Source organism: Nonomuraea sp. MTCD27 (assembly GCF_041950495.1).
Classification (GTDB): Bacteria; Actinomycetota; Actinomycetes; order Streptosporangiales; family Streptosporangiaceae; genus Nonomuraea.
In genome coordinates this window covers 64,479-80,298 of the sequence record NZ_JBGNUW010000001.1, presented here as the reverse complement: position 1 = coordinate 80,298, position 15,820 = coordinate 64,479, and the positions used below count along the sequence as shown (strand labels likewise).

At 73.1% G+C, this 15,820-nt stretch carries 15 protein-coding genes; 7 read left to right on the top strand and 8 right to left on the bottom strand.

Features of this window, described 5'->3' with window-relative positions; genetic code table 11:
* The first annotated feature begins 43 nt into the window (after positions 1–43).
* On the top strand, positions 44–1,072 hold the full coding sequence (locus tag ACBJ59_RS00375) for an aldo/keto reductase (RefSeq protein WP_375108850.1): 1,029 nt from the start codon (positions 44–46) through the stop codon (positions 1,070–1,072).
* The gene (locus ACBJ59_RS00370) at positions 1,069–2,169 is read left to right on the top strand and encodes a winged helix DNA-binding domain-containing protein (RefSeq protein ID WP_375108149.1); all 1,101 of its coding nucleotides are present in this window, start codon (positions 1,069–1,071) and stop codon (positions 2,167–2,169) included. Before ACBJ59_RS00375 ends, ACBJ59_RS00370 begins: the two co-directional genes overlap by 4 nt.
* A gap of 27 nt (positions 2,170–2,196) precedes the next feature.
* On the opposite strand, the gene ACBJ59_RS00365 is transcribed toward ACBJ59_RS00370, so the two are convergent.
* The 3 genes from ACBJ59_RS00365 to ACBJ59_RS00355 all read right to left on the bottom strand — a co-directional run bounded on the left by ACBJ59_RS00365 (position 2,197) and on the right by ACBJ59_RS00355 (position 5,252).
* Positions 2,197–2,820 (bottom strand): peptide deformylase, encoded by a 624-nt coding sequence (locus tag ACBJ59_RS00365; RefSeq protein ID WP_375108148.1) that lies wholly within the window; start codon positions 2,818–2,820, stop codon positions 2,197–2,199.
* A gap of 282 nt (positions 2,821–3,102) precedes the next feature.
* A complete protein-coding gene (locus tag ACBJ59_RS00360) occupies positions 3,103–3,996 on the bottom strand; it encodes an alpha/beta fold hydrolase (protein WP_375108147.1) in 894 nt (297 codons plus the stop codon).
* A 140-nt stretch (positions 3,997–4,136) separates the two neighbouring features.
* Positions 4,137–5,252 (bottom strand): hypothetical protein, encoded by a 1,116-nt coding sequence (locus ACBJ59_RS00355; protein ID WP_375108146.1) that lies wholly within the window; start codon positions 5,250–5,252, stop codon positions 4,137–4,139.
* A 161-nt stretch (positions 5,253–5,413) separates the two neighbouring features.
* On the opposite strand from ACBJ59_RS00355, the gene ACBJ59_RS00350 reads away from it, so the two are divergent.
* Positions 5,414–6,049, top strand: a complete 636-nt coding sequence (locus tag ACBJ59_RS00350) for an isocitrate lyase/phosphoenolpyruvate mutase family protein (protein WP_375108145.1) — start codon at positions 5,414–5,416, stop codon at positions 6,047–6,049.
* 44 nt (positions 6,050–6,093) lie between these two features.
* Here ACBJ59_RS00350 and ACBJ59_RS00345 read toward each other — a convergent pair whose 3' ends face one another.
* The 3 genes from ACBJ59_RS00345 to ACBJ59_RS00335 all read right to left on the bottom strand — a co-directional run bounded on the left by ACBJ59_RS00345 (position 6,094) and on the right by ACBJ59_RS00335 (position 8,159).
* Positions 6,094–6,510 (bottom strand): ester cyclase, encoded by a 417-nt coding sequence (locus ACBJ59_RS00345; RefSeq protein WP_375108144.1) that lies wholly within the window; start codon positions 6,508–6,510, stop codon positions 6,094–6,096.
* Between the two features lie 131 nt (positions 6,511–6,641).
* Positions 6,642–6,947, bottom strand: coding sequence for a hypothetical protein (locus tag ACBJ59_RS00340; protein WP_375108143.1), 306 nt, complete (start codon positions 6,945–6,947; stop codon positions 6,642–6,644).
* Positions 6,948–7,088: 141 nt separating this feature from the next.
* Positions 7,089–8,159 carry a LuxR C-terminal-related transcriptional regulator gene (locus tag ACBJ59_RS00335; RefSeq protein WP_375108142.1) on the bottom strand — a complete coding sequence of 357 codons (1,071 nt, stop codon included), beginning with the start codon at positions 8,157–8,159 and terminating at the stop codon, positions 7,089–7,091.
* 172 nt (positions 8,160–8,331) lie between these two features.
* Here ACBJ59_RS00335 and ACBJ59_RS00330 point away from each other — a divergent pair, with 172 nt between their 5' ends.
* The 3 genes from ACBJ59_RS00330 (at position 8,332) to ACBJ59_RS00320 (ending at position 11,834) form a co-directional block, all read left to right on the top strand.
* Positions 8,332–9,369, top strand: coding sequence for an FAD/NAD(P)-binding protein (locus ACBJ59_RS00330; protein WP_375108141.1), 1,038 nt, complete (start codon positions 8,332–8,334; stop codon positions 9,367–9,369).
* 12 nt (positions 9,370–9,381) lie between these two features.
* Positions 9,382–9,768 (top strand): hypothetical protein, encoded by a 387-nt coding sequence (locus tag ACBJ59_RS00325; RefSeq protein ID WP_375108140.1) that lies wholly within the window; start codon positions 9,382–9,384, stop codon positions 9,766–9,768.
* Between the two features lie 107 nt (positions 9,769–9,875).
* On the top strand, positions 9,876–11,834 hold the full coding sequence (locus ACBJ59_RS00320) for a hypothetical protein (protein WP_375108139.1): 1,959 nt from the start codon (positions 9,876–9,878) through the stop codon (positions 11,832–11,834).
* On the opposite strand, the gene ACBJ59_RS00315 is transcribed toward ACBJ59_RS00320, so the two are convergent.
* The gene (locus tag ACBJ59_RS00315; protein WP_375108138.1) at positions 11,819–13,837 is read right to left on the bottom strand and encodes a hypothetical protein; all 2,019 of its coding nucleotides are present in this window, start codon (positions 13,835–13,837) and stop codon (positions 11,819–11,821) included. The genes ACBJ59_RS00320 and ACBJ59_RS00315 overlap by 16 nt on opposite strands.
* 346 nt (positions 13,838–14,183) lie before the next feature.
* Positions 14,184–14,714 (bottom strand): YceI family protein, encoded by a 531-nt coding sequence (locus tag ACBJ59_RS00310; protein WP_375108137.1) that lies wholly within the window; start codon positions 14,712–14,714, stop codon positions 14,184–14,186.
* Between the two features lie 164 nt (positions 14,715–14,878).
* On the opposite strand from ACBJ59_RS00310, the gene sigJ reads away from it, so the two are divergent.
* A complete protein-coding gene (gene sigJ, locus ACBJ59_RS00305; RefSeq protein WP_375108136.1) occupies positions 14,879–15,799 on the top strand; it encodes an RNA polymerase sigma factor SigJ in 921 nt (306 codons plus the stop codon).
* Positions 15,800–15,820 lie beyond the last annotated feature (21 nt).

Sequence of the window (15,820 nt, the reverse complement as noted above, 5' to 3'; positions counted from 1 at the left end):
CACCACGCCCCCAGAGGAAGATCGAAGGGACATCCACATGAGAATGCGGCCTTTGGGACGCACCGGAATACAGGTCAGCCCCTATTGCCTGGGCACCATGCTGTTCGGCCGGGTCGGCAATCCCGACCACGACGACTGCGCCCGCATCATCCACCGGGCCGTCGACGCCGGGATCAACTTCATCGACACCGCCGACGTCTACTCCTACAGCGAGACCGAGGAGATCGTCGGCAAGGCGCTCAAGGGCCGCCGCGACGACATCGTCCTGGCCACCAAGGTGAACGGCCCGATGGGCGACGACCCCAACCGGGCCGGCAACTCCCGGCGCTGGATCGTCACCGAGGTCGAGCACTCGCTGCGCCGCCTGCGTACGGGCCACATCGACCTCTACCAGATCCACCACCCGGACCCGCGGACCGACATCGAGGAGACCCTCTCCGCGCTGACCGACCTCATGCGCAGCGGCAAGGTGCGCGCCATCGGCACCTCCAACTTCCCGGCCGCGGACATCGTCGAGGCCCAGTGGGTGGCCGAGCGGCGCGGCCTGGCGCGCTTCCGCACCGAGCAGCCGCCGTACTCGCTGGTCAACCGCGGCGTCGAGCGCGAGGTGCTGCCGGTCTGCGAGCGCTACGGCATGGGCGCGCTCGTGTGGAGCCCGCTCGCCATGGGCCTGCTCACCGGCCGCTACCGCAAGGGCCGCGAGGTGCGGACCTCCGGGAACCGGATGGCCTGGGTGCCCAGGCACATGACCGACCAGCGCACCCTCGACACCGTCGAGCGACTCGCCCTGCTGGCCGAGGAGGCCGCGATCCCCTTGACCCACCTGGCGATGGCGTTCGCGGTCGCCCACCCGGGCGTCACCTCGGCGATCATCGGTCCGCGCACCATGGAGCAGCTCGACGACCTGCTGGCCGGCGCCGGCACCGTCCTCGGCGACGACCTCCTCGACAGGATCGACGAGATCGTGCCTCCCGGCACCGACATCGGCCCGCTCGACGTCGCCTACCGGCCGCCGGCCCTGACCCGGGCGGCGCTGCGGCGGCGGCCGGCCGGCGAGCGCGTCGCGGCATGACCGTTCTCGGAACCCGGGCGCTCAACCGCGCGACGCTCGCCCGGCAACTGCTGCTCGACCGCTCCGACATGCCGGCCCTGGACGCCGTCGCGCACCTCGGCGGACTGCAGGCGCAGGAACCGCAGGAACCGTTCGTCGGGCTCTGGTCGCGGCTGCGCGCGTTCCACCCGGCGGTGCTCTCCGACCTGCTGACCGGGCGGCGCGTGGTGCGTACCCACCTCATGCGGCGCACCGTCCACCTCCTCGCCGCCGACGACGTCCTGGCCTGGCGGGCCCGCCACGACGCCATGCTGCGTCAGCGGGTGCTGGGGACCTACCGCCGCGAGCTCGCCGGGGTGGACCTCGGCGAGCTCGCCGCGGCGGGCCTGGCGGTGATGGCCGACGGCGAGCCCCGCTCGATGGGCGAGCTCGCCCGGGCGCTGGCGGGGCGGTGGCCCGAGCCGGGGCCGCGGGCGCTGGGGGAGATGCTGGTGGCCGCGCTCCTGCCGATGGTGCAGCTGCCGCCGCGTGGGGTGTGGCGGGCGCGGGCGGGAGTGCGCAACGCGCTGCTCTCGTCCTGGCTGGGCCGCGAGATCGACCCCCTGCCCCCGGACGGCGGCGACCCGGTGGGCCAGGCGCTCGTACGGCGCTACCTGGCCGCGTTCGGTCCCGCCGCCACGGCCGACCTGCGCGCCTGGTGCGGCCTGGCCGGGCTGCCGGGCGCGGTGGCCGCGATGCGCGGGGAGCTGGTCGCCTTCCGTGACGAGCGGGGCCGCGAGCTGCTGGACCTGCCCGGCGCGCCGCGCCCCGACCCCGACACCCCCGCCCCGGTACGGTTCCTGCCGGCCTTCGACAACGCGATCCTCGGCTACCACGACCGCGGCCGGATCATCGACGACGCCCACCGCGGCCTGTCGGTCGCCGGCGCCCGCGTCGTCCTCGTCGACGGCCGGGTCGCCGCGACCTGGAACGCCGAGGCCGGCACCGTGACCGTCCTCCCGCTGCGCCCCTTCTCCCCGGCCGACCGCGAGGCCGTGGCCGAGCAGGGGCGGGCGCTGGCGGCGTTCCTGTCCGACGGTGACGGCGACCGCGTACGGATCGCCGCGCCTCCTCCTTGAGCGGCCGGTGGATCGCCGGGCCGGTCGTCAGCCCTGGGCCTGCGGGGGAGCCCAGAAGCGCTCGTAGTTGGCGGTGGTCGACAGGGAGCGCGGCTCCGCGCGGTCGAGGTAGAGCATGCCCTTGAGGTGGTCGGTCTCGTGCTGGGCGATCCGGGCCGGCCAGCCGGACAGCTCCATCTCGTACGCGTGCCCGTTCCCGTCGAGCGCCGACAGCCGCACCTCCGCATGGCGCGGGACGACGGCGGTCAGCCCTTCGACGCTGAGGCACCCCTCGTAGAAGGCGTGATAGCGGGACCCCAAGGGGGTGACGACGGGATTGACGAGCTCCAGCGGCGGCTGGCGCACGCGCTCGCGCTCCGCGGCGATCTCCGGCGGCACGTCGGCGGGGTCCTCGATGACGGCCAGCGCCAGCGGGATGCCCACCTGCGGCGCGGCGAGCCCCACCCCGACGCCCGGCAGGTGCAGGAACATCGCGTCGAGCAGCTTGCGCAGCAGGCCGTCGGGGAGCTGGCCGTCGTACGGCTGGGCCGGGCGGCGCAGCACGGGGTCGCCCACCTGGGTGACGGACCAGGGCCGGGGCGCCGCCAGCAGGGCATGCACCCGCTCGACCAGCTCGTCGCCGCCGGTGGCGGGCTTGTGCTCGATACGCAAGGGGGGGTCCTTTCCGATCAGCGGTCGCTCAGCAGACGATAGAGCACGCCAAGGTCGGGTACGGAGCGTTCCGGGCACCGGCGGCCAGGAGCCTGCTCGCCACCGGCACGACGATCCCGAGCTGGTGATCGCCGCGGTCCGGGACGTCCTGCACAGCGTACGGACCGGGAACCGGCTCGACGGCGCCCCGCCCGAGCGGATGCCGACGACCCGCGACGCCGGTCCGCTCTAGCCCGCTCGGTCAGGTCGGCGTGCTGCTGTGTGGGTGGTGCCTCGACCGTGTCACGAAGGGCGGCCGGTGTGTGCGGTGATCGCCGCGGCGAGGGACGGTACGACCGCGCGGGGCAGGGCGTGGCCGAGGCCGGGCACGGTGACGAGGGTGGCGCTGGGGATGGCACGGGCCAGCCGGGCGGCGTGCGGCGGCGGGGTGATGGGGTCCTCCGGCGCGTCGATCACCAGGGTGGGCACCGTGACGTGCGCGAGCTCGGCCCCGCGGGCCATGCCCGACTGGTCGGCCAGGGCATGGGCGACGGGACCGCGCCAGGTGCCGCTGTGGGCGGCGATCCGGCGTTCGAGCCCGGCGAACTCCTCGGCGTCGAACGGCAGGACGTCGCCGTTCAGCACCCGCCAGTGCTCGACGCGCCAGCGCAGCTCCGCCTCCTGGTCGCGCTCCTGACCGAGCTCCGCCCACAGGGCGAGCAGCCGGGGGTCCGGCCCGGGCAGGTCGTCGTCGGCGATGGCCGGATCGGGGGCCGCGCCGCCGAGCAGGGCGGAGCCGAAGATCGTGGCGCTCAGCAGCCGGTCCGGGTGGTCCAGGAGCAGCAACTGCACCAGCGTGCCGCCCAGAGACATCCCGACCACATGGGCACGCGCGATCCGCAGCGCGTCGAGGACCGCGATCGCGTCGTCCGCCAGCGCCCGGATCGGGTAGGGGCGCTCGTCGAAGGCATGGGTGGAGCGTCCGGTGTCGCGGTGGTCGTAGCGGACGACGAAGTGGTCGCGGGCCAGCAGCTCGACCAGCTCGTCGGGCCAGCCCAGCCCGCTCGCGTTGGCGCCCATCACCAGCAACAGGGCTGGACGCTCCGGGTCGCCGGCCGTCTCCACCCACAGGCGGTTGCCGTCCGTGACCGCCACGAAGGTCTCGTCGCGGCGTAGGGGGTCGGTCAATCGGGGCATGGCGTCATCCTCATCGGTCCGGGTTCAGGAGGGCTTCACCATAACACGAGACGGTACGTCTCGTCTCGCGTGCGCAGGTAAGTACGGACTGCCCGGCCGTCCCGCCGTCGCCGGTCCGGGCGGGCGTCGGTGCGCACGGCCTAGGAAGCGAGCAGGTCCAGGGCGAAGCCGTAGACGAACAGGAACAGGCCGAACCACCGCAGCGGGTGGGCCGGGCGTTCGCGGTCGAGCAGCCTCGCGAGCCCTTCGGTGACGACCCTCGCGGGCAGGTGGACGGCGTGCAGCCAGCGCTCGTAGAGCTCGCCCTCACCCTGGGACAACACCGCCACGATGGCCACCGCGATCACGCCGGACGCGAGGGTGAACCAGTCACCCAGGTACACCTGGGCGTAGGCCGACACCAGCACCGCTCCGAAGAAGAGGAAGAATCCGGCGAGCAGGGCCGTGCGTCCCATCGACCGCCATCTGCGGGTCCGGTGCAGCCGTGCGGCCTCCCCGGCGGTGAGGCGCTCGGTCATGAGCTCCCACACCATGGCGTACAGCCGCTTCTCGTCCTCGGAGGTGATCGCCCGCCCGTCGACCTCGCCGCTGAACCGGGCATGGAGGACGCGGTGGTCGAGCAGGCTGAACGGCGCCTCGTCCGGCACGTCCACCACGCTCTCGGCGTCGACCAGGACGGGATCACCGTGTTGCGCGTGCTGGACGCCACCGATGGGCGGCCCCACCAGCAGCGGGCGGGTGACGATGTGCTCGTGCAGCCAGGCGGCCATCCGGAGGTTGGTGTCGGTGCTCCGGCGCTCGGCGATCCTCGGGTCGATGCCGCGCTGCCGGAGCCGGGCCCGCTTGCCCGCCTCGCGCAGCCTGTCCGGGTCGGCAAGGTCGATCAGGACGACCAGGCCGGCGGCGAACTGCAGCCCTTTGCCGATCCGCCCCCACCACAGCATGGTGGTGAACCCCAGCCGGACCTCCTCGGTGCTCCCGCCGTTCCCCCACTGCGCCAGGACGGATCCGAGGCCGTTGGCCGCCGCCCAGCCGACGCTGAGCAGGATCACGACCGCGTACAGCGTCCGCCGCCTGCGCTTGCGTCCCCCGGCGCTCAGCCGCCGGCCCCACCTCGACCAGAGCACGGCCACCGTCACGCACGCGGCGACGGCGACGATCGTGGCGAGCACGCCCATCGCCAGGCCGCGCTCCAGCTTGGCCAGCGTCGCCACGACGACGATCAGCAAGAAGAGCCAGAATCCGACGACGCGCATGGTTCACACCGAAGCGCCTGCGCGCGGGGCCGTCCAGTGGGTTCCTCATATCGCCGTGACGGGGTTCCGGGAGGGGCGCATCCGGGGCTCGTCGAGGCTCACGTGACCGGTGGCGGGCGCCGGGTAGGGGGCGCGGGACGAGGGGACGGGGGACAGGGCACATGACACGACACACGACCAGGTTGCGGGAGCTGATCGGCGCTCCCGAGATCCTGGTGGCGCCCGGCGCGTACGACGGGACCGGCGCCCGGCTGGCCCAGGAGCTGGGCTTCCGGGCGATCTACCTCAGCGGTTTCCAGACCTCGGCCAGCGTGCTGGGCCGGCCCGACGTCGGCTATCTGACGCTGACGCAGATGGTGGCACGGGTCGCCGCCTTCGCCGAGGCCGTGGACCTGCCGCTGATCGCCGACGCCGACACCGGTTACGGCAACCCGCTCAACGTACGGCGCGCGGTACGCGAGTACGAGGCGGCCGGCGCGGCGGCGATGCACATCGAGGACCAGACCTTCCCCAAGCGCTGCGGGCACATGCTGGGCCGCCATGTCATCGCCGAGGAGGACATGATCCAGAAGATCAGGGCGGCGGTGGACGCGCGGCGCGACCCCGACTTCACGTTCGAGGCGATCCTGGACGACGCGATCGCGCTCGGCGGCACCGTCACCGGCGAGCACGGCGTGGGCCTGCTGAAGAAGCGCGGCATGCACGCCGAGCTGGGCGAGGACGTGCTGGCACTGCACCGCGCGATCAAGTCGGCCCTCGACCCGGCCGGGATACTCAACCCCGGCAAGGTCATCTGAGGAGGCGTGGTCCCAGGTGGCGGGCGGTGACGTTACGCGAACCTTCAGAAGGCCGGGATCTCGTCAGGGACGAGGTTCGCCTGGCGCAACAGACCGTACACGTCGGTCTCACCCCAGAACTCGACAATCTTGCCTCTTCGAAGTCGGTATGACTTGATCCCCGTCATGGTCAGGTCCCTCCCCGTGCGGTCGTGCGTGTAGGTCAACGTGAAGGCCACGGTCACCCGGTCCTCGGCCGCGAAGAGATCGTCGATGCGTACGCGGCAGTTCGACAATCCGGGGGTCAGAATCGCCCCTTCGGGGTGGTGCCGTCCTCGCACGTGCTGTCCCGCGCCGTGGATGAGCACATCCTCCGCTACAAGCTCCTCAAGGTCGGCTACCTGGCGTGTCTCGAAGATCCGGAGATAGCGACGGACCACCTCGGCATTGCGCCGGGCGCTCGAATCGGGTGCGTCAGGCATGTGACAACCCTATTCATCCGGCGTGCGAAAGGGCGGCGGGACGGCAGGGACCGGGTGGCGTCACGTCGGCGGACGGCAGCGGCGGGCGCCGGTGACTCCACCGGTTTTCGGCGGGTCCCGGCGCTGCCTGACTAGGCCGCGTCCACGCAGCGGACCGTGACCACCGCGAAGAACACCAGCGTGCGCGGATCCTGGGAGACCACCGACTCGAACACGTCGCACTCGGTGAACCCGTGCTTCAGCGCGTTCAGCCTGGCGGCGCTCTCGGCGTCGGCGAGCGCGACGTCCTCGTCCAGGTTCTTGGCGAACCCGTTGAACAGGGCGCCGGCCTGCACGGTCGCGCCGGCGGAGGCGGGCAGCGCGGCGACGGCGGCGCCGGCACCGGTCAGCGTGACCGCCGCCAGCGCGACCAGCAGCTTCTTCATCCGGTAGGTCATGGGATCTCCTCGTGGCTCGATCAGTGGGCCTACATCCCATGGGCGTGCCACCCCGTTCCACCGCCGTGCCGCAGATCCCGGCTCACGTACCAGCCGCGCCAATCCACCGATCGGAGTCCGGGGTGTGCGGGGAGCCCGGACCTACCGCTCGGCGAACAGCCGCGCGACGAGCTCGCCCCGGCTGGAGACCCCCGTCTTGCCGAAGACGGCCTTGAGGTGACCGCGGACGGTGTGCGGGGACAGGAACAGCGCCGCGGCGATCCCGGCGGTGGGCAGCCCTTGCGCGACGAGCCGGGCGATCTCGAGCTCGCGCGGCGTCAGCCCGTACGCCTGCGTGACGATGACCGCCAGGTCGGCGGGGGCCGCCGGCTCGATGACGAGCGCCGCCGGGCCCGGCCGCCCGCCCGGGCCGGTGAGGCAGGAGGCGTGGCAGGTCAGCCACCGGCCGTCGACGGTGCGGATGCGTACCCGGGCGGTGCCGCGGTCGCGGCCGCGGGAGATGGCCCGCGCCTGCAGGGCCGTGCCGACCACCCAGATGGGCAGGCTCAGCCCCAGGGCCGACGGCACGGAGGGGCCGTCAGTCAGCAGCGCGAGATAGTGGCGCGCCTCCTCGTTGATGGACGTGGCCTCGCCGTACTCGTCGAACAGCAGCAGCCCGGGAGCGGACGCGCGGGTCGCGCCGCCTGGCGCGGCGGGACGGGCGAACCGGCGGAGCCGGTCGGCCAGCGGCGCGGACAGATCGGCGAGCAGCGCGACCTCGTCCGGGCCGAACGCCGCGCCCGGCCGCATCCGGAAGAGGCTGACCACACCCCACGGCCGATCGCCGGTCCGCAGCACGGCACGCAGCTCGTCGTCCACGCCCTGGGCTCCCAGCAGGCGGCGGAAGCGGGCACTGCGCGCGGGCAGGTCGCCGGTGGCCGCGCGCAGACCGGCCGCGGGAACGGCGGCCCGGGCCAGGTCCCGGAACGCCAGGACGTTCTCCTCCAGGAGCTCGCTCTCCCAGTAGGCGCCGCAGCGTTCGCCGGAGCCGAGGTTGTCCACCAGCATGGGCGCGGTGACGAGGCCGGTCTCGGGATCCGTGGCGGTCCACACGGCCGCGTCGTACGGAACGAGCCGCCGCAGCCTGTCCGAGGCGCGGCTGAACAGCTCCAGCGCGTCGCCGGCGCGCTCGGCGGCGGACATCACCTCGGCATGGCGGCGCCGCTCGGTCACCAGGGCTCCCTCCTGTGCTGTGTACGCCGGTGAAGCCTGCCCGATCCTCCGCCCGGCGCCAACCCCCCGTTTGGGGGGATCACCGCCCGGCGGTCGCCCGAGGCGGGGGATGGGGATCGGCGGCGGTGACCGGAAGGCTCAGGACCTCAGGAGACGCTACGAGAGGACAGACATGGACATCGCCATCGTCGGCGGGGGCGCCGCCGCCGTCGCGCTGCTGGACCAGCTGGCCGCCACCGCCCCGGGGTCCGGTGGCGTCACGGTGTTCGAGCCGTCGGCGCACCTGTGGCGAGGCCGCGCGTACGCGCCCGACCTGGACTCGGTGCTGGTCAACTCCCCGCCCGCCCTCATGTCGATCCGCCCGGGGGACTTCGGCCACTACGCGGCCTGGCTGGGCGAGCGTGGGCCGGCTCACCTCGACGCACTGCTGGGTCAGCCGCTGGTCCCCCGCGCGGTCTACGGCGGGTACCTGGCGCGGACCGCCGAGACGGCCCTGGCCACGCTGCGCGGCCGCGGGTGGCACGTGGACGTGGTCCCGGCCCGCGTCACCGCGCTGGCCGGCTCGGGGGAGCGGCCGGTGCTGCGCACCGAGGACGGGCAGGCGCGCGAAGCCGATCACGTGGTCCTGTGCGTGGGCGCCGGGACGCCCGAGGACCTCTACGGCCTCGGCGGGGCCCCGGGTTTCGTGGCCGACCCGTACCCGCTGGCGCGCACGCTGGAGGGGGTGGCCGCGGGGAGCGCCGTGGCGGTCATCGGCAGCGGGCTGACCGCGGTCGACGTCGTCGTCTCGCTCGCCGCGCGCGGCCACACCGGCCCGATCCGGCTGGTGTCGCGCAGCGGCCTGCTGCCGTACGTCTGGCAGCGCCCCCTCGGCCACCAGCCGCGGTACGTAACCGCCGAGCGGGTGGCGGCGCTGCACCGCGAACACGGCGCCGTCACGCTGGACGACCTCGTCCGGCTGCTGCGCGCCGAGCTGGCCGAGGCGGGTGAGGACTTCGACGACTTCGCGGCCGGCGTGCTGGCGGCCCCGTCGGAGGATCCCGTCCGGCGGTTGCGGCGGGAGCTCGCCGCCGTCGGCGATCCCGAGATCGGCCGCCGCGTCCTGCAGTCGGCCGCGCACAGTGTCGGACCGTACGCCTGGCGGCTGCTGCCCGAGGCCGACCGCGTCCGGCTGCGGCGCCACTTCCGGCTGGCGACCAGCCTGGCCTAGCCCATGGTGCCGGTGAACGCGTCCATCCTGATGGGGTTGTTCGACAGCGGGCAGCTCACCGTGGCCAGGGGCGTGCGCGAGATCGAAGCGGCGCGGGGGCGGTTCCGGGTGCGCTGCGACGACGGTACGTGGGACGACGGTACGTGGGACGCGGACGTCGTCGTCAACGCCGTGAACCCGCCGCCCCGGTCGGTGCCGCCCGCGGCCGCGTCCCTGGCCGGCTCCCTGGTGGCGGGCGGCCTGGCGGCGCCGCACCCCGCCGGCGGGCTGGTGCCGGCCGATCCGCGCCTGCACGTGGTCGGCGACCTGGCCGGCGGCGGCTCGTTCATCACCGCGAGCATCCCGGGCGTCGCCGCCCAGGCCGCCCTGGCCGCCCGAGCCGCACTCGCGCTCCGCTGAGCCACCTGCCGCCGGGCGCCGGGCGACGGGAGTGGGGACACCCTCTTGCCAGGATCCGCTGAGCGAATTACGGTCGGGTCCGTTATCTAACGATCGCGGAGGTCTCCATGCGGGTCATCCTGGTGGCGCTGCTCGTCGCCTTATCCATCTCCTCTCCGGCCCGGGCCGAATCGACCGCGTCCCCACCCACGGGATGTGGCTTCCACACTCTCGGCACGCTGCCCCTCACCGGCGCCACCACCGCGGGCACCGCCCTGGACGCCCGGTACCCGCAGGGCCCCCGCGTCTACTCCGTCACCTCCAGCGCCTCCGGCCCGGCGCTGCTGGGGATCCGGGACGCACGGGACGGCCGCTTGATCGGCGAGCGGCCGCTGCCCCTGGCGCTGGGCTCGTGGGCCGTGACCGTGGCCCCCGACCACTCCGTCTACGTGGGGAGCTACAACGCCACGGCCGGCGCCATGGGCCGCCTCTTCCGCTACAGCCCGGCCACCGACCAGGTGAGCGAGCTGGGCATTCCCATCGCGACCGAGACGTTCGTCTGGACGGTGGCCGCCACCCCCGACGGATCTGCCGTCTACGGCGGCACCTCGCCGTCGGGCAAGCTCTTCCGGTACGACACCGCGACCGGCCGCAGCACCGACCTCGGCAGCCCCGTGCCCGGCGACCAGTTCGTGCGAGACCTCGCCGTCGGCGAGGACGGCACCGTGTACGCCGGCGTCGGCGCGCTCAGCATGAAGGTCGCGGTGCTGACCCGCGAAGGGACGGTCGAGCGGGTGATCGACCCGCCCGTCCAGGGCAACGGCTACGCCTACGACGTGGACGTGGCGGGCCGTTACCTGCTGGTCCGCTTCGTCACCTCCACGGGCGCCAACCCGATGGGCGTGTACGACCTGGTCACGAGCAGGTGGAAGGACGTCGTCGAGGACGTCGACAGCCTGACCGTCGGAGGTGGCCGCCTCGGCGCCGACCTCTACCTGTTCCAGAACGACGAGCTCGTCAAGTACGACCTCAAGTCCGAAAAGATCACGAAGCTGGGCTTCAAGGACTATGGTGACGGCGCGGCCCGCCCCCTCGGCTGGGTCGGTCACACGCTCGTCGGCACCAGCTCGACGGGCCGCATCTGGCACTTCGACCGCAAGAAGGGCCAGGGCGAGCTGCTCGACGCGACCCTGACCGGCCAGCACGTCAGCATCCGTTCCCTCGGCACGGGGCCGGACGGCCGCGTCTACGCCGGCGGCTTCTTCACCGGCGGCCTGGCGGCCTACGACCCCGCCGGCGGGCAGACGCAGAACTGGCCGGACGTCGGCCAGAGTGAGGGCATCGTCACCCACAAGGGCAAGCTCTACCTCGGCGTCTATCCGGGAGCCCGCATCTACGAGTTCGACGGGAACGCGCCCCGGCTGCTGCTCGACCTCGGCGGCCAGGAACAGGACCGCCCGTTCGCGATGATCTCGGCCGGCGACTGGCTCGCCTTCGGCACGGTGCCCAAGTCGGGCACGCTGGGCGGCGCGCTCGGCCTGCTCGATCCCGCCACCGGCCGGTCGGTGATCAGGCGGAACATCGTCCCCGGCCACAGCGTCGTGGGCTTGGCCTACCGCGACGGCGTGATCTACGGCGCCACCTCCGCCTTCGGCGGCACCGCCACTCCCCAGGGCGAGGCGGCGGCGTTCGCGTACGACGTCGCCACGGACGCCGTGCTGTGGCGGACCACCCCGGTCGCCGGCGACCTGGCACTCGGCTCGATCGCCTTCGACGGCGAGGGGCGGCTGTGGGGGCTGACCCCCGACACGCTGTTCGAGCTCGACCCGGCGACCGGGCGGACGGTCCGTTCGGTCAAGCACCAGACCTACCCGTGGGCCACCGCCACGCAAGTCTGGCTCGACACCAACCTGGTGTTCCACCAGGGGTTCCTCTGGGGCAAGGTGCAGGGGAAGGCGTACCGGATAGATCCGGGGACGATGGCGTTCACGCTCATCGCCCGCCCGATCTCCAACCTCCTCCTCGGCCCTGACGGCCACCTCTACCTGTCACGCTTCGAGAACTTCTACACCTACCGGATCTGCTGACGGGTCAGCCGGAACAGGCGTGGCCCCTCGGCGAAGTAGACGTCTCCGGACCCGTGCACCGCGAGCTGGTGCACGGGTCCCTGCTTCACCACGGCGTGCCGTCCGGTCAGCGGGTTCAGGGAGAAGACGTACTGGCCGGCGTGCGCTCCGTACAGGGTCAGGTCACGCCGGTTGAAGGTGAGCTGCCCGCTCGCGCTCTTGCTGTCCGACAGCGTGACGCGCTGGGTCACCTTGCGGGCCGTCGTGCTGATGGAGAACACCTCGCCGCCCGCGATGCCCCACAGCCGGCCCAGCGCGTCGAACGTCAGCGCCGGGACGGCCGGCTTGCCGGTGGCGGGGACGATCTCCCACAGCAGCCGGTCCTCCTTCACCGACCAGGCGAACACCTTGGCTTCCGGCTGCGTCGGCGGCGTGGCCGACTGGCCGCTGTAGATGGAGGTGCCGCCGTACAGCACGCCGTCGCGGTAGGCGAGCGAGACGATGCTCTGGTCCTTGACCACGTTACGCTCGGCGTGCTTGAGCGCCCCCGTACGCGGGTCCCAGATCGCCAGCACGCCGCCCAGATGGCCCAGGTCGGGCATGGTGCCGGCGGCGAGATAGCGGCCCGCCGAGGCCAGCGCCCGCGGGCGGATCTGGTGGTCGGAGGCGAAGTCGAACAGCCGGGCGGGGTTCGGCGCGGGGCCCGGCTCCGGGCTGGGGGAGTACTCGGTGCTGTGCCACGGCAGCTCGGGGTCGTAGGCGTAGACCCTGGCCTCGGGGTAGGCGCCGACGTAGAGCTTGCCGTCGTGCGCGGTCATGTCCTCGCTCTGGGAGAACGTGTGGAACTCGGCCCGCTCGCCGGTCTCCGGGTCCAGCGCGGCGAAGCCGCCGTTGAGGAACCCTCCGGCGTACATGCGCCGGTCGGGGCCCTCCGCGAGGGCGGTCACGTCGATGGGCTCACCCCTGACGCCCGTCTGCACGAACGACTTGGCCCCGGTCTGCGGGTTGTAGCGGAACATCAGGCCGCGCCAGAGCAGGCCGACGACGCTCTTGCCCGGATAGTCCGGCAGGCCCAGCTCCGCCCAGCCGATGCCGCGCGTGTTGGCGACGCGGCCCGTGATCGGCACCCCCGTCCCCGTGGTGGTCTTGGTCCTCGCGTCGTAGCGGACGAGCTCGCCGTCCCTGACCAGGTAGACGGCGCCGTCCTGGTCGGGGGGCGAGACGTCCAGGCCGTGCGCGGATTCCAGGACGTCGCTCCACCGTCCGGCGGCGATGTCCCACACGTGCAGCGGCCCGGGGGACGCGCCGCCGTAGCGCACGTAGAGGTGACCGGCGGCCACGTTCACGTCGTAGGCCCACTTGCCCGCGGGATCCAGGCCGTCGGGCACGGGGAGTTGCCTGGCCGCGCCGGAGACCGCGTCGATCTCGAAGACGGCGGCGGGGGCCTCGGTGCCCGCGTAGATCTTCCCGTCGGCATAGGCGACGCTGCGGACGTAGGCGTGGGACGAGGAGAGCCGGCCGTAGTCGCGCACCCCCGTCGCGGGGTCGTAGGCGAACAGGCGGCCGCCGGGGGAGGTGCCCCCGTAGACCGTGGCGCCTTCGCCCGCGGCCACGGACCAGATGAAGTTCTCCGAGGCCAGGGGCCGGCCGAGATCCGTGATCCCGCCGCCGTCCGTCCAGCGGTAGAGGCGGCCGTCGCCGTACGTGCCCGCGTACACGCTGCCGTCGGGGGTGGCCTCCAGGGCCCACGAACCGCCTGCGCCCGGCAGGTCGTACCTGGCCTTCTCGGCGCCCGTGGCGGGGTCGACGGCGTTGAGGTGAGCGGGATCGCCGGAGGAGGCGCCCCACAGGACGGTCTCGCCGCCCGGCCCCGCCGCCACGACGCCGCCGATCAGCAGCACGTCCTCGAGGGGGATCCCCAGGTCCTCGATCCGGCGGGCGGTGGCGTCCGCAGGAGCCGAGACGGTGAACGCGGCGAGCACGGCCGCCAGCCCGGTCGCTAACGATCGTTTGATTAAGGTCATGACCGAAATATTGAAACGCGCGCCATGTCGCGTCAAGAGGGCATTACGGTAAAGGCCGAAACCAAGTAGCCGATCCTCCGCGCATGGTGAGTCACCGGGTCTCGGCGAACGCCTCCGACGCTCAGCCGGTGAGGAACTCGCGGACGATCGCGGAGAACCCGGCCGGGTCGCTCTCGTGGACGGTGTGGCCGGTGGGGAGCTCCGCGAGCCGGGTGCCGGGGCGGAAGGCCAGGCCCCAGCCGTCGGGGCGGGCCGGGCCGCCGAGCCGCTCCAGCAGGGCGCCGCGAAGCTGACCGTCGGCGCCGGCAACGTCTTCCGGTACGCGGCGGGTGCCCGGCGGGGCGGGTCAGGAACGCCGGATCGCGACGACGTCGAACTCCAGCGCCACCTCGGGGCCGACCATGACCGCGGTCGCGGCGTTCCAGTTCACGCCCCAGTCCATGCGGTTGACCGTGACGCCGCCCCGGAAGGCGACCTGGTCGCCCCGCGCGCCGGTCAGCTCGACGTCGACGGTGACCGGCCTGGTCACGCCGCGGATGGTCAGGTCACCGGTCATCCTGAAGCGGGTGTCGCCGACCCGCTCCACCCCGGCCGAGACGAAGGTCACGGTCGCGTGGTCGTCCAGGCCCAGGAACCGGCGGCGCAGGTGCTCGTCGCGCCGCCGGTTGCGCGTCTGGACGCTCCTCGCCTGGACCGTCAGCTCGGCGCTCGACCTCGACGGGTCGTCGCCGTCCAGATGGACGCGGCCCTCGAACGCGTCGAACTGCCCGCGCACCCTGGTGGCCATCGTGTGCCGGGCGACGAAGCCGATCCGGGTGCGGGCGGTGTCGAGGACGTAGTCGCCGGTCAGCGCGCTGAGAGGGGTCGTGGTCGTCATGGCTTACTCGCTCCTGGAAGGGAAGGGGGTTACGCGGTCCCGCTGCGAGTACGACGACGTGACCCGGCAGAATGTCAGCTTCCCGCGTCGCATCACATTCCGGGGTGCTGTCTCGTCGGGTGTGATGAGGGCAGCCACGTGCAGAAGGAAGGCCGGCGACAAGCATGACCACGAGAACCGAGCCAGGGGACGGCCAGGTCGATCCGGCTCTGAGCGCGATCATGAGCGAGCGCCGGCAGCTGATCAACCTGGCGTACCGGCTCCTGGGCTCCCTGGCGGAGGCCGAGGACGTCGTGCAGGAGACGTACGCCCGCTGGTACGCCATGTCGCGGCAGCAGCAGGAGGCCATCGAGACCCCCGGCGCCTGGCTGACGACGGTCGCCAGCCGGATCTGCCTCGACCTGCTCGGCTCGGCCCGGGTCCGCCGGGAGCGCTATGTGGGCGAGTGGGTCCCGGAGCCGGTGCCGGACCGTATGGAGTGGACGAGCCCTGAGGGGGACCCCGCCGACCGCGTCACCCTCGACGAGTCGATCAACATGGCCTTCCTGGTCGTGCTCGAATCGATGAACCCGGCCGAACGCGTCGCGTTCATCCTGCACGACGTCTTCCGCTACTCCTTCGACGAGGTGTCCGAGATCGTCGGCCGTACGCCGGGCGCCTGCCGCCGGCTGGCCTCGGTGGCCCGCCGCCGCATCCGGGAGGCCCAGGCCCCCGCGACGCCGAACGCCCGGCAGGCCGGCATCGTCCGGGACTTCAAGCGGGCCTGGGAGAGCAAGGACATCGACGCCCTCGTCGGCCTGCTCGCCCCCGACGTCACGGGGATCGCCGACGGCGGCGGCGTGGGCGGGACCATTCGCCGCCCGATCGTCGGCGCTGCGCGGCTCGCTCGCTTCCTGGTCAAGGGCTTCGAGAAGGTGCCCGGACTGGCGCTCCTGGAGCGCACGGTCAACGGTCAGCCCGGCCTGGTGGTCCAGCAGGACGGCGTCACCGTGGGGGTGATGGCCTTCGACCTCGCGGACGACCGGATCACGCACGTGTGGGCGGTGTCGAACCCCGACAAGCTCCGCCCCTGGACGGCGGACTGACGCGCGGGGCCTGAGGCGGTC

Coding starts and splice junctions, on each gene's coding strand:
- ACBJ59_RS00375 (WP_375108850.1), top strand. CDS start 44: ATGCGGCCTTTGGGACGCACCGGAATACAGGTCAGCCCCTATTGCCTG.
- ACBJ59_RS00370 (WP_375108149.1), top strand. CDS start 1,069: ATGACCGTTCTCGGAACCCGGGCGCTCAACCGCGCGACGCTCGCCCGG.
- ACBJ59_RS00360 (WP_375108147.1), bottom strand. CDS start 3,996: ATGCCCCGATTGACCGACCCCCTACGCCGCGACGAGACCTTCGTGGCG.
- ACBJ59_RS00355 (WP_375108146.1), bottom strand. CDS start 5,252: ATGCGCGTCGTCGGATTCTGGCTCTTCTTGCTGATCGTCGTCGTGGCG.
- ACBJ59_RS00350 (WP_375108145.1), top strand. CDS start 5,414: ATGACACGACACACGACCAGGTTGCGGGAGCTGATCGGCGCTCCCGAG.
- ACBJ59_RS00345 (WP_375108144.1), bottom strand. CDS start 6,510: ATGCCTGACGCACCCGATTCGAGCGCCCGGCGCAATGCCGAGGTGGTC.
- ACBJ59_RS00340 (WP_375108143.1), bottom strand. CDS start 6,947: ATGACCTACCGGATGAAGAAGCTGCTGGTCGCGCTGGCGGCGGTCACG.
- ACBJ59_RS00330 (WP_375108141.1), top strand. CDS start 8,332: ATGGACATCGCCATCGTCGGCGGGGGCGCCGCCGCCGTCGCGCTGCTG.
- ACBJ59_RS00320 (WP_375108139.1), top strand. CDS start 9,876: ATGCGGGTCATCCTGGTGGCGCTGCTCGTCGCCTTATCCATCTCCTCT.
- ACBJ59_RS00315 (WP_375108138.1), bottom strand. CDS start 13,837: ATGACCTTAATCAAACGATCGTTAGCGACCGGGCTGGCGGCCGTGCTC.
- ACBJ59_RS00310 (WP_375108137.1), bottom strand. CDS start 14,714: ATGACGACCACGACCCCTCTCAGCGCGCTGACCGGCGACTACGTCCTC.
- sigJ (WP_375108136.1), top strand. CDS start 14,879: ATGACCACGAGAACCGAGCCAGGGGACGGCCAGGTCGATCCGGCTCTG.